Source organism: Magnetovibrio sp. PR-2, from assembly GCF_036689815.1.
Classification (GTDB): Bacteria; Pseudomonadota; Alphaproteobacteria; order Rhodospirillales; family Magnetovibrionaceae; genus Magnetovibrio.
Map to the genome: position 1 here is coordinate 29,248 of NZ_JBAHUR010000020.1, position 13,055 is coordinate 42,302.

12 protein-coding genes are annotated in these 13,055 nt (G+C 55.0%); 6 read left to right on the forward strand and 6 right to left on the reverse strand.

What is annotated here, in order from left to right:
- Positions 1–72: 72 nt before the first annotated feature.
- From aspS to V5T82_RS17120, 3 genes are read left to right on the forward strand one after another with little or no spacing between them, the layout of a single operon-like run.
- Entirely contained in the window at positions 73–1,896 is a 1,824-nt protein-coding gene (gene aspS / locus V5T82_RS17110) for an aspartate--tRNA ligase (protein WP_332896890.1), read from the forward strand.
- A gap of 5 nt (positions 1,897–1,901) precedes the next feature.
- Positions 1,902–2,891: an MBL fold metallo-hydrolase gene (locus V5T82_RS17115; RefSeq protein ID WP_332896891.1), complete on the forward strand. Its 990-nt coding sequence runs from the start codon at positions 1,902–1,904 to the stop codon at positions 2,889–2,891.
- Positions 2,892–2,916: 25 nt separating this feature from the next.
- Positions 2,917–3,768, forward strand: coding sequence for an amidohydrolase family protein (locus V5T82_RS17120; protein ID WP_332896892.1), 852 nt, complete (start codon positions 2,917–2,919; stop codon positions 3,766–3,768).
- 163 nt (positions 3,769–3,931) lie between these two features.
- Here the strand turns inward: V5T82_RS17120 and V5T82_RS17125 are convergent, their stop codons facing one another.
- From V5T82_RS17125 to V5T82_RS17140, 4 genes are all read right to left on the reverse strand, one after another.
- A complete protein-coding gene (locus V5T82_RS17125; protein WP_332896893.1) occupies positions 3,932–4,627 on the reverse strand; it encodes a hypothetical protein in 696 nt (231 codons plus the stop codon).
- Between the two features lie 151 nt (positions 4,628–4,778).
- Positions 4,779–5,516, reverse strand: a complete 738-nt coding sequence (locus V5T82_RS17130; protein ID WP_332896894.1) for a GGDEF domain-containing protein — start codon at positions 5,514–5,516, stop codon at positions 4,779–4,781.
- Positions 5,517–5,745: 229 nt separating this feature from the next.
- A complete protein-coding gene (locus V5T82_RS17135; RefSeq protein ID WP_332896895.1) occupies positions 5,746–6,660 on the reverse strand; it encodes an ROK family protein in 915 nt (304 codons plus the stop codon).
- Between the two features lie 18 nt (positions 6,661–6,678).
- Positions 6,679–7,014 (reverse strand): hypothetical protein, encoded by a 336-nt coding sequence (locus V5T82_RS17140; RefSeq protein ID WP_332896896.1) that lies wholly within the window; start codon positions 7,012–7,014, stop codon positions 6,679–6,681.
- 412 nt (positions 7,015–7,426) lie between these two features.
- Here V5T82_RS17140 and V5T82_RS17145 point away from each other — a divergent pair, with 412 nt between their 5' ends.
- Genes V5T82_RS17145 through V5T82_RS17155 form a run of 3 tightly spaced genes read left to right on the forward strand, consistent with a single transcriptional unit; the run spans position 7,427 to position 10,603 of the window.
- The gene (locus V5T82_RS17145) at positions 7,427–7,921 is read left to right on the forward strand and encodes a helix-turn-helix domain-containing protein (RefSeq protein WP_332896897.1); all 495 of its coding nucleotides are present in this window, start codon (positions 7,427–7,429) and stop codon (positions 7,919–7,921) included.
- Between the two features lie 28 nt (positions 7,922–7,949).
- On the forward strand, positions 7,950–8,732 hold the full coding sequence (locus V5T82_RS17150; RefSeq protein ID WP_332896898.1) for a hypothetical protein: 783 nt from the start codon (positions 7,950–7,952) through the stop codon (positions 8,730–8,732).
- Between the two features lie 20 nt (positions 8,733–8,752).
- Positions 8,753–10,603 carry a tetratricopeptide repeat protein gene (locus V5T82_RS17155; protein WP_332896899.1) on the forward strand — a complete coding sequence of 617 codons (1,851 nt, stop codon included), beginning with the start codon at positions 8,753–8,755 and terminating at the stop codon, positions 10,601–10,603.
- Here the strand turns inward: V5T82_RS17155 and V5T82_RS17160 are convergent.
- The gene (locus tag V5T82_RS17160; protein ID WP_332896900.1) at positions 10,600–12,372 is read right to left on the reverse strand and encodes a hypothetical protein; all 1,773 of its coding nucleotides are present in this window, start codon (positions 12,370–12,372) and stop codon (positions 10,600–10,602) included. The two genes, V5T82_RS17155 and V5T82_RS17160, sit on opposite strands and share 4 nt — an antisense overlap.
- A gap of 208 nt (positions 12,373–12,580) precedes the next feature.
- On the reverse strand, positions 12,581–12,931 hold the full coding sequence (locus tag V5T82_RS17165; protein WP_332896901.1) for an ArsR/SmtB family transcription factor: 351 nt from the start codon (positions 12,929–12,931) through the stop codon (positions 12,581–12,583).
- Between the last annotated feature and the right edge of the window lie 124 nt (positions 12,932–13,055).

The window sequence follows — 13,055 nt, forward strand, 5'->3', positions numbered from 1 at the left end:
CACGCTTTTCCTTGACAAAACGGCTGTAAAGTAGTGCTTTTGCGCCAAATTTTCTTGACGTAAGGATCACCCATGCACCCCTACCGCACACACACCTGTGGCGAGCTCCGCCTCTCCGACGCTGGCAGCGAAGCGCGCCTTTCGGGCTGGGTTCACCGTAAACGCGACCACGGCGGTTTGCTGTTTGTGGATTTGCGCGACCACTATGGTTTGACGCAGGTGGTGGTGGATCAATCCCACGCCGATTTTGCGACCATCGAAAGCACGCGCCCCGAAAGCGTCGTGACCGTCACGGGCAAGGTGGTCCAACGCACCGAAGACACCGTCAACCGCGAACTGCCCACGGGCGAAGTTGAGCTGGTGATGGAAGCGTTTCATCTGGAAAGCCAAGCCGACGTCCTGCCCATGCAGGTTGCGGGTGGCGAAGACTATTCCGACGAAATGCGCTTGACGCACCGCTATTTGGATCTGCGCCGCGACAAGGTCCACGCCAACATCGTGCTGCGCTCCCAAATCATTGCCTCCGTGCGTCGTCGCATGACGGACCAGGGTTTCTTGGAAATGCAAACGCCGATCTTGACGGCCAGCTCGCCTGAAGGTGCCCGCGATTACTTGGTGCCGTCGCGCCAACACCCGGGCAAGTTCTATGCCCTGCCGCAAGCCCCGCAGCAGTTCAAACAATTGCTGATGGTTTCGGGTTTCGATAAGTACTTCCAAATCGCACCGTGTTTCCGCGATGAAGACGCCCGTGCCGATCGTTCACCGGGAGAGTTTTATCAGCTCGATTACGAAATGGCGTATTGCACCCAAGACGATGTGTTCGAAGCCATCGAGCCTGTTCTGCACGGCATCTTCGAAGAGTTTGGGGGAGACCGTGAAGTCACACCGTTCCCGTTCCCGCGCATTGCTTACAAAGACAGCATGCTCAAGTACGGCTCCGACAAGCCCGATCTGCGCAACCCGCTGATTATCACCGACGTCACCGAACACTTTGCCGGCGGCGGTTTTGGCTTGTTTGCCAAAAACATTGAAAAGGGTGCGGTGGTCCGCGCCGTTCCGGCACCGGGCGCGTCTGAAAACCCGCGCAGCTTCTTTGACAAGCTCAACGACTGGGCGCGCGAAGAAGGCATGGGCGGCTTGGGCTACATCATCTACAACGCCGACGGCACAGCCAAAGGCCCCATTGCGAAAAACCTAGACGATGACCGCGTGGCAGCCATTAAAGAACAAACGGGTGCCAACGACGGCGACGCCGTGTTCTTCGTTTGCCAACAAGAAAACCTGGCCGCCAAGTACGCAGGCTTTGCCCGCGACAAGGTTTGCGACGTGTTGGACGTCCGCGAAGGCGGCAAGTTCAAGTTCTGCTGGATCGTCGACTACCCCATGTATGAAATGGACGAAGACACGGGCGATATCGAATTTTCGCACAACCCGTTCTCTATGCCCCAAGGCGGTATGGATGCGTTGCAAAGCAAAGATCCGCTGGACATTTTGGCGTATCAATACGACATCGTCTGTAACGGCGTTGAGCTGAGCTCGGGCGCTATTCGGAACCACTTGCCGGACATCATGTACAAAGCGTTTGAAATCGCGGGCTACGACAACTCGGTCGTGGACGAGAAATTCGGCGGCATGATCAACGCATTTAAATACGGCGCACCGCCTCACGGTGGTTCGGCCCCGGGGATTGATCGCATGGTGATGTTGTTGGCCGACGAGCCCAATATCCGCGAAGTCATCGCCTTCCCCATGAACCAACAAGCCCAAGACTTGTTGATGAAAGCTCCGGCCGAAGCCGATCCCAAACACCTGCGCGAATTGTACCTAAAGCTGGTCCCCCTACCGCAAGCGGAAAAGAAAAGCGACGCCCAAGAGGGCGAAAAACCCGAAGGTTAAGTGACGTGCTGAGCACTGCATTCAAAAGCCTGCTTGTTGCCTGCTTAAGCGTGGTGTGCCTGTCTGTTGTTACGGCCGAGGCCCATGATGTGCAAGTTGCCGAAGCCGAGGTGCGCAAAATGCCCTTGGTGAACGTGACGCCGTCCGTCTATGTCATCCACGGCATGGTGTCCTTGCCGACAAATGACAACAACGCGTTCATCAACAATCCCGGTTTTGTGGTGACACCAAAAGGTGTGGTTGTGATTGACCCGGGTGCGAGCACCGGCGTTGGTAAAATCCTCTTGGAACACATTGCTTCCGTCACGGACAAGCCTGTCGTGGCCGTCATCAACACCCATGTGCACGGTGATCATTGGTTCGGCAATCACGCGGTGCGCAAAGCGTACCCAGACGTGCCGATCTATGCGCACCGAAAAGCCATTGCCCGCATCCGTGGCGGTGCTGACAAAGAATGGCTGTCTCTGTTCCAACGCATGGCTCCCGTCGCTATGGCAGGCACGGAAATCGTCCGCCCCAATCAAAAGCTTGATGGTGGTGAGGAGCTGATTTTGGGGGGCGAGAGTTTTAACATCCTCTATCCCGTCGATCACGCACACACGGATTCCGACATCATGATCGAAATTCCGGGTGAGCAGACGATGTTTTTGGGCGATGTCGTGATGAACAATCGCGCCTTTGGCAATCGTCCGCACGAAAGCTCGTTTTCCGGCATGGAAGATGCCATCCGCATCGTGTTGGACCGCCCAGGCATCAAACACTTCATCCCCGGCCACGGCCCCATCGGTGGGCGGGACATGGTCGAAAACTACTTGAACTTGGTTGCGACGTTGCGCGCTTCGGTGACAAAGTACTACAAAGCTGGCGAAGCCGACTTCGAAATGCGTGAGAAGGTTTTGGCTGAGCTGGGCGCCTACAGCAGTTGGTACGGCTTCGACGTCATGGGCCGCAATATCAGTTTCGTATACTTAGAAGTCGAAGACGAGAATTTCTGACCACTTTTGTGATAGACTAAGCCCCATGAGAAAACTTGGCGCATTTTTATCCGCTTTCCTCATTGCGGTGCCTGTTTTGGCTGACGCCCCCATCGGCGACGGCGCAGCCGACTTGCCTTTGTTCGACGCCCACATGCATTACAAGATCGAAGCGTGGGATGACTATCCTCCCTCCACCGTTGTTGAACTGATGGATAAAACCGGCGTGGCGCAGGCGTTGGTATCGTCCACGCCCGATCGCGGTACCATCAAGCTTTGGAAATTTGCACCCGACCGCTTTGTTCCGGAAATGCGGCCCTATGCAGGCCAAGCCAATTCGCGAAACTGGACCACGCAGCCGGGGATGTTGGACTATATCGTCAAGCGTCTAGACAGCTATCCCCACACGGGCATTGGCGAGTTTCATCTGCACCGCATCGATGTTCGCGACAAGGACTTGATCAATGGCATTGTGTCCTTGGCCGTCGAGCGCGATTTGTTCATCCATATCCATTCAGGGGCCGAGCCTGTGCGGTTTTTGTTCAAGTTGGAACCGCGCCTGAAAATCATTTGGGCCCATGCGGGCATGTCGGACCCGCCCCACATCATTCGCGACTTGATGGATCGGCATGAGAATCTCTACGCCGACACGTCCTATCGCGAGCACGATATCCTGTCCCCAGACGGTATTGATGCGAAGTGGAAGGCCTTGCTGATCGATCATGCCGACCGTTTTATGGTGGGCTCTGACACGTGGGTGAACGATCAGTGGGCGATGTATCAAGAGCTGATGGGGATGAACCGCAAATGGTTGAGGTACTTGCCCAAAGCCGTTGCGGAACAAATCGCCTTTAAAAATGCCGAGCGTTTGTATCAGCGCAAAATCCAACTGGACTGAATGGGCCACGCCAATGTGTTGCTGATTTTGACCGGGGATGTTGGGCAAAGAGGCGCCCAATCCCGTTCCGGCGACATCAACTGAGCGGAGCGTGTCGCCGAAACGGTGGGCAGGGGACCTGACGTTTGGGGCATGGACGTGCTGTACATTGTCAGGGACCCTTTCACGAACTGAAGGACAATTTTGAGGGTTCGATGCGACGCAGCACCGAAAGGATACGAAGGGCCCGTTCTTTTGCGCGGCTTTTGGCGGGCGCAAAACGGCGCTCAAAATCGAGCTTTTGTTCCCATTCACGAATAAAATCGCGCGGCTGGTCTGGCAGGGGCCGTTCACCCGTTAACGCGCCGATGGTGCGGCCAAAGTCGGGATGCAGTTCAGGTTGGAATGCCAAGTCTTCGTATTCATCCCAGGCTAGAACACCGCTGACATATAAATCCAGGCTGAGGTTTTGCATTTCGCGCGGGCTCATAGCGCGCGCATCGGCTTTGACGATGATGCCTTTCATGGGGGCTTCGGACAGCGGGCGGCCTGTACCGATTTTTTCTTCGGGGACTTGGGGTGGCTGGAACACAACGATGTTGCGCCCCGATTTGTGTGGGCCTTCTATGGCGTCGGGGATCAGCGGTTCCAAATCACCCATCCATTCTTCGTGCCAAATTTTATCGCGCAACGTGGCGGTGAGACTGCCCCCGCTCTGGTGTCTACGTGGGGCCTGGCGCGTGGCGCTTTCGGGCAAAAGTGCGCGCGCCGCGACACGAGAGACGGGGGCAGTTTCGGGGTGCCCGTGCAGGGCAGGGGTTCGGGAGGTGTGTGCACGGGCTTGGGGATCGGACGAGGGTTTTTTAAACGAGATGTTCATGTGCCGAGCCCTCCCAATTGAGGACACCAAAAAACCCGCCCGACCGCTACAAGAGCGGTGCGGGACGGTAGTTGGTGCTTGAGGGAACGGGTGAACATAGGGAAACCTAACTTTGTCTGGCGGTTGTTAAGTGGTTCAGCGGGGCGGGCCTTTAGGCTTTAACGGGTGCGCGTTTGGCGCGCAGGCGTTTGGCTTGGTACATGGCGCTGTCGGCTTTTTTCAAAAGTGTTTCGTCGCAGTCATCGGGGCCGAAGCGTTGGAAGCCGAGGCTTGCGCGCACGGCGATGTTTTTGTCGTGCCATTTGACCGATGCGGTGTTGAGCAGATGTTTGAGAAGCTCGGCGCGCTCCAATCCGTTTTTCCACGTGGTGCGGGTCAACAGAACGCCATATTCATCACCGCCCAGGCGGGCGACAAAGTCGTGTTCGCGGACGTTTTCTTGAAGAATGCGGGTGACTTCACACAGCACCAAATCTCCCGCGGCGTGACCGTAGGTATCGTTGATGGGCTTAAAGCCGTCCAAATCGACATAAATCAGCACACCCGTTTCGCCATACCGGTCGGCTGCGGCCAGCACGCGTTTGAATTCCTGATCGAAAGCCCGGCGGTTGTACGCGCCTGTCAGCTCATCTGTACGCGACAAGTGTTCGACTTCTTCCAAGCGAAGGGCTTGGTGAAGGATTTGGCGTTCGGTGTGCATGGCGGCGAGGAGGGCGTCATTGGTGGCGCGCAGGCACCGGTTGGTGAGGTCGTCATCCATGGTGTGGGTGTTGCTTTCCAAGGCATCACGCAAAAAAGAAAGCGCGGCAAGAAGTCCGTTGCTGGGGCCCATATCCTGTTGGCGGGCCATCTCCCAAGCGTTCTTCGGAAAACTCAATAAAGTGCCCATCTTTCCAATCCTTCCTGCTGCACATTCGCTCAATCGTTCTGATGTTTGAGAGCTGAAGTTTCTAAAGCCCATACTTCTTGTGGACGTTGCCTATGAGTAAAGGCAACGCACGTGCCAGAATCTGAATTCATTAATTTCAATAGGTTAAGGATTTGCGGACTCGGCAATAATTGCCGCACCCGGCAGAATATGCCGAGGAGCTGGGAATCAGATTCCGAGTGGGAAGGGGTTATTCAGCACCGGGCCACAACCACGCCGCACCGCGCACACCTGAGCTGTCGCCGAAGCGGTTTTGCATCAGTTTGGTTTCCACAGTGTCTGAAAACACCCATTGGGACCAGAGTTTGGGGACGGCCTCATACAGGCGCTGAATGTTGGACAGGCCGCCGCCCAAGACGATGACGTCGGGGTCCAAGACGTTGATGATGGACGCCAATGCGCGCGCGAGGCGGTGCTCATAGCGTGAGAGCGTAGCTTCGGCGTCCGTGTCACCGCTTTGGGCCTGGGCAACGATCTCTACTGCGTTGAGGTCTGTGCCCGTGTGGGCATGATGATCGCGTGCCAGCCCTGGGCCGGACAGGAACGTTTCGATGCAGCCGTTCAGTCCACAATAGCATGTCGGTCCCGGGCGTTCGTCGTCCTGCGGCCAGGGCAGGGGCCAGGGCAGGGGATTGTGTCCCCATTCGCCGGCAATGGCGTTGAGGCCTTTGAGCGGCGCGCCGTCAATGCTGATGCCGCCGCCGACCCCGGTGCCGAGGATAACGCAAAAAACCACCTGTGCGCCCGCACCTGCGCCGTCGTGGGCTTCGGACACGGCAAAACAATTGGCGTCGTTTTCCAAACGCACAGAGCGCCCGATGGCGTGCTCTAAGTCTTTGTCCAGGGGATGGCCGATCAAGCACACCGAATTTGCATTTTTAACCAGGCCGGTCTGGGTCGAGATGGTGCCGGGGATGCCAACGCCGATGGTGGGGGGGGTGCTGAGGCCTTGATCCAGGCGGTAAACAAGGTCTGCTGTGGCCTGTACGGTTGCGGCGTAATCCCCTTGCGGCGTGGGCACGCGTAAACGCTGGATTTCGGTGCCGGAGCCATCAAGCAAAATGCCTTCGATCTTGGTGCCGCCGAGATCGATGCCGATGCGCATGGGAAATCGCCTTGCCGATTAATCGAGAAGCTTGTCGAGGGTCTTTTCGTCCGAGAACAGCGCCGGGCGGAACATACCGCGAATGAACCGTGCGCTGGGCGCGGGGCGGGTGTCGCGGGCCGCGCGGACCGGAAGCGGGTCGGGAACGGCGGTGACGGATAAAATGTCCGTGCCGGGAAAGAATTGTCGCGCGCGCATGGCTGCGGCCGCGTTGCCGGGCGCCGTGATCATTTCACGGCTGATTTCTTCGGAATCACCCGGACGCACCAAGGTGACGACGTAACGCTTTTCGTGAGACTTGGCGCTCACGTCTTCTTCGCTGCCGAGAACCGGACGCTCAAACGATGTTTTCACGGCTCTAACCCCCAGGTCATTATTTGACCGTTATTACCCCGAGTCGGAAGTCGCTGATAGGGTTAAACCCTAAGAAAATCAGGCAATTCTCGCCGCGAATCAACACTTCGTAAACCAGTTCTTAACTATAACAGGTGGACTGTAGTGTCAATGCAGTGACCACTCCATTTGGTAGTGCCATAATACAGGCCAAGTCAAAACCAAGTTGAGTGGGTGTTCATAGAAATTGGACGCATAGCACCAGATGTTGTGTTTGCTGATGGCTAAAAAGCCTACAGGTGGTGGTTTGTTGGGTGGTGGAAGCCTTCGTTTTTGTTCATATGAGCCGAATCGATTTCACCAAATCTAGACAAATGCCGAAGGAACGGACGGGATCTACGATGATCCAGAGGTGCTAAAAGGGAGAAAAGCCGTGAACGCTGCGTCCGATTCGACAGCTTCAATGGCATCCCAAGTGGACGCAGACGAGACACAAGACGGTGCCAGTGGGCACTTTCCGGTGTTCGAAGCGTTTGACGAGTTGGGTTTGACAGGACGAGACGTGGCGGAGCTGGCCTCCGTGACGCCGCCGACGGTGAGCAAATGGCGCAAAGCCAAAGTTAAAATACCCGGCGAAAAGCTGGCATTTGTGACTTTGGTGTTGGCGCACTTGCTGGATGAGGTTGAGCAACGCAACGCCGATACGGGTGTGACGAAAGGTGCGGTTATGAACGCACGCGCCGCACTGTTGTATCAAGATGTGTTGAACAAGGACTTGCATCCCGCACAGGTGCGCGATGGTGCGCAGTTGTTTCGCACATGGTGGGCGTCGGGACAGGCCGCGAAACTGCAAGACAAACGCTTCCGTCCCCGGGACGGTGCACAGATTTTGGAAACGCTGAAGCGCACACGCCAATTTGGCGGTTGAGCGCGACAGATTTGAAAAGGGTACGACCATGGCTGAACGCATGGGCATCACCAAAGCCGGTATCGACACCGCGCAGCAGGTCAAAGACAATTACCGCACGGGCGAACCCATTTGCGTGCCGGATGAACCTGCGCGCATTTTATTGCCCGAACACTTGGTCAACACGGATTTAGACTTAAGCCAGTTCGAAGACCCGCTGCCTTTGGCGCTGATGGCGACGCGCGATCCCGAAGCGCCCATGGCGTTGGCCGCGGCCACGCGCTTGTCGCCCAAAGCCGAACATCAGAGCTTGATTGCAGGGGTGTGTGAGATCGTCGGAGAGAACACGCGCCATCCTTTGGTGAAGCGTTCCATCGACTTGATCCGCGACAATCATTTCTCGCCCAAGTCCGTGGCGTTCGTGCGCACCCGCACCACACAGTTCATCGTTCAAACCCGCCAACAATATGCCAAAGCTTTGAAAGCGATCTTGCGCGCACTGTTGGACGGCGACATCGCGCCCAGCGATTTTGTGAAGCAGTTCATTCAACTGACCGAAGCGGGCAACTTGCAAAGCGACGTGCGCCAAAAGTTGGTGACCAGCTTGTTGCTGTCTGAAACGGTGCGCCCGGGCATCAAGTTCTTGATGTTGGAGCACTTCGAAAGCTTCCCCACGCCGACGCGCCAAGGTATCATTCAGGCCGTTGTGAACGCGCCGGAAAGCCGTCATATCGACGTTTTGAAAGAAGAGCTGCGCTGGATCGTGTCGCATGAAAAACAAAAGGCCCATACGCAGCGCATCGCAAAACGCTTGGCCGCAGAGGTCCACTAATCCAAGGCTGGGGAAAAAGCATGAATAGGGCGGAACGTCGTAAACAAAAAAAGCTGGCCAAAAAATCGGCCCAAAAGCCTCTTCCCAACCCAGACGCTGCCGGTTCTCCTCCAAGCGCTGAAATCCAAGCCATGGTGAACCAGGGGCTTGAACTGCAATTGTCCGGTCAAGCCGACGAAGCCGCGTCCGTCTACCACCGCATATTGGAAATCGAGCCCAATAGCCCAGATGCCAATCATCTTTTGGGCACGCTTGCCATGGGGCGCGAAGACTTTGTCGAGGCCGAAGCGTTAATTGCAAAAGCTATGGAGGCTTTTCCAAATTTCCCCGAAGCGCTTTCCAACTACGCGCTGGTTTTGCGGGGGCTGGGGCGATTGACGGAGGCGCCGGAGTATCTGCTGAAATCCGTGGCAATGAACGCAGAGTTTTTGGATGCGTACTTCAACCTGGGTTTGGTCTACGCAGAGTTGGAAATGCCGCTGGAAGCGATCAAATATTACGAAGAGCTCTTGGCCAGAGACCCCAATCACCCCAAAGCCCTGATCAATTGCGGCGTGCACTACAAAGATATGGGGCGTTTTGATAAGGCAGGCGAACTGCATCAGCGCTTTATCGATAACGATCCGGATAACCCCGAAGGACACAACAACCTTGGTGCGGATTTATTGTTGGAAAAACGTTTTGAGGAAGCCATCTCTGAGTTTGCCACTGCTGTTGCCTGTGATCCGTTATGTGCGGACGGTCTGAACAACATGGGCTGTGCCCTGATTGAGCTCGAACGCTTTGACGAAGCTGTGACGATCTTCAATACGGCGATTAATATGGCCCCTGAAGATCCTGTCCCCTATAGCAGCTTAAGCAGTATGCTTGCGGATCAAAACAAGTTTGATGAAGCGATTGAAATCTTGAACAAGTCGCTCCGCATTAAACATGATTTTGGCGATGGTCACTTGAACCTTGGGGTTTTGAAACTCACCCGTGGTGAATGGGAAGACGGCTGGAAACATTATTCTTGGCGGCGCGCCGGCACGACCAAAACATTGTATGGACGCAATTATCCGTGTCCGCTCTGGGATGGTTCGCCCTTCGAAGATCAAACCTTGTTCATTTATCCAGAACAAGGCAATGGCGATTTTCTTCAGTTTTTGCGGTTTATTCCAGACGTCGCCAAACGCGGCGGCAAAATAATCTTGGAAGTCCCCCCGGCCTTTGCAGACTTGGATATTGATTTACCCGAAGGTGTGGAGACGGTCTCGACCGAAGGGGCTGAACTGCAAATCAACTTGCATGCCTCCATTATGGACTTGCCCTGGATGCTGGGTTTGAACAGCGAAGACCAGCTCAAAGCCGAGCCCTACATTTCAGTGCCTCAAAATGTTCAGGAACAATGGGCGGAGCGTCTGTCTGGCACAACAGGCCTGCGTGTCGGTTTGGTTTGGGCCGGTAACCCGAACCATAAAAGAGATAAACACCGCTCCATCGATCCAAAGATGTTTGCACCTTTGAGTGAGGTGGAAGGTGTCACCCTCTACAGTTTCCAAGTTGGTGCCATGCAAGACCAGTTCGCCGAGATTGGTGAGGATGTTGTTGATCTCTCGCCACACTTCACGGACTACGCGCAAACGGCGGGGGCGCTGTCGCAGATGGACCTGCTGATCAGCGTTGATACATCGGTTGTTCACTTGGCGGGCGCAATGGGCATCCCAACATGGGCGTTGATCGCGTTTGTTCCAGATTGGCGTTGGATGTTCGATCGCGAGGACAGCCCCTGGTATCCCAAGACCCGTATTTTCCGCCAACCCGATTTTTGGGAATGGGATAGCGTCATTGAGCACGTAAAAGCGGAACTTGAAAAGAAAGTCGCGAATTAAGGCCGCAATTTTTGAGGCTTTGAAATGCGCTTTGCCAGCTCAAAAATGTGATATGGCGGCTTGTCACCTTTGATTTGAGAAGGTTTTATTTCCTCAATACCATCAACATGTTCGCTGCGCATAAGTCGCGAATACAGGGCTTGTTCACGCTCGCCAAATGCAACGCGTTCGTGCCCAACGGTGCACATAATCAGCAAGTCCGCATCAATGTTTCTTGGCGCTTGTGTTTCGGTGATGAAGACATCCACACTATGGCGCACGGCCCGGGCATCAGGGTGAATGGGGATGGCTTGTATCCGGTGTGGCGTATGGAGAGCTATGGCAGGTGTGATGTTGGCGTACCCCATAACCCGTTGAGGGCCACGACTGTCCGACAAAGCATTCAGTCGCTCCAAAAGACCGTTGAGATCGCACTGCTGGCTAACGACGGATTTTTCATTTGTCTTATCGCTTTGTTTCAGGCTGGAACTTAAAATATTGATGTTTGCGAGAAGAACGAAACTCAATGCCGTGATGCTGGAAAACGCATAGCGCAGTAAGCTCGGTGGGGTTTGTGAAATCTTGCGCGCAAGGTGGGCGAACAGGGCAATGATGAACACCATTGCAATAAGCTCGGCATACGGAACCCACCTGGATGAGTGAGACAGGGAAAGTGCTGCGAAAACGACGAACGTTGGGAGCAGATAGATAATTACCCAGGTTTTATCAGGGGAGTTGAGTTCTTGTTTGGACCAAAACCAAGCGCACGCCAGGGCCGCCACATACGTCAATGTCGCTCCGTCGGGGCTCATCCAAAAACCATCAGAGAAAAAGCCCGTCCAAACCTTCACAAACCAAGTGTCGGCTTCGCCCATGGGGCCGCCCAAAGCGTTTGGGTTTAAGAACAACATGAGGCCGATACCAACTGTTGTCGTTGCACAAGCGAGCCCAAAGCGTCGGAACGATGTGGAAAAGTGGTTTTGAAAGACGGCAAAAACTGACCACATGGCCCAGAGGATTGTGCCAATCGCTAAGCTGAAAAATGATAGCCTGTCGAGTTCTACACCTGGCAGGTTGGGGCCATATTCCACGGCTATGGCACAAATGATTCCGCCCGACAAAATCATGTTTGCCGTGCGCATTCTCAGGGCAACTTCAGCGTTTAGATTGAACATCCAGAGCAAGCCGGCCCCGATGTTGAGAGCCGCAACGGCCAAAAGACTTTCCGGGCTGATCCAAATGGCAAGAGCTTGTGCGAGCCCCAATGCCCACGCCCACCTGAAAGGCTTTGGAGTTGTCAGCATGCGGTGTCCAGAAATCAGCGCGGCCAGAAACAACACGATCATGAAGCCATGATGATCGGGCCATGAGGGTGCGGCAAACAGCAGAAAAAAATGCGGGGATAAAGCGATGAAAAGAGCGCCGATCCCCAGGGATAAAGGGTGGCGTTCATCCAAAAGTGTTGGTAACCGGGATGCTAAAATCAGGCAGAGCAGCCCCATGGGGAAACTGATCAGAACGCCGCTGGCGATGAGTGCCGTTGTGGCATCGGTAAAGTGTTGCGCCCCCCAAGCCGCCCCGGCAAGGACAACATCAACGGGGCGGGTCCAGTGCAATTCCAGGTGATCCATGGTGCCGACGCGGGCCAAAATTTGATTGAACCATCCTTCGCCGTCCATCAGTTGGCGGACGCGTTCTAGGCGGACCATGGCATCTGGGTTTTTGATGGTGCTGGGGTCCCACGGTGCCCCCACGCCAGACAGCACGATGGTCCACAGAACGGTGAACACCGCAAAAGCCGGCAACAAAACAAGCGTGTGAAACAGACGGGAAGGAATGGCGAAACACCTTAAAGGATCAATGCAAGAGTGCACCCACATTAGGGGATAGGCAAAGTGTTTTAAAGCCATTCATCGTTGTGTATGCGTATGCCCCACACACGAAAAAAAGCCCGCGCCACAAAATCTGGCGGGGCTTTTTTAAAATTCATGTGGAAGACTAGACGGCTTTGACCTCATCATTGATGGTCAACTGCGCGTCGGCCCCACAATATAGGGAATACAGGGTTTCAATAACCGCGCTGGCTTCGTCACCGCTGAGTGAATAATAAATCGTTTGAGCTTCACGGCGGGTTTTGACTAAAGAATCGCGACGGAGCCGCGCCAAATGTTGGGACAAGGCCGATTGGCTAAGGCCAATGATATCTTCCAAGTCGCTCACACATTTTTCACCCGGTACCAATTGGCACAAGATCATTAAACGGTGCTGGTTGCTCATGGCCTTGAGCAGCGTGCTGGCTCGCAAGGCATTGCTTTGTATGGTTTCTAGTCGTTCACTGACTACGGACATGTGTTTCCCCCATGATCGAACCGCTCTGACACGGTTGCACCGCCGGGTAAACGGTGCAGGTTGATTCCCCTCGAAACGTTCAGTTTCAGGCACAATCCTGCATTTTTTTAGAAAACGGAAGTCT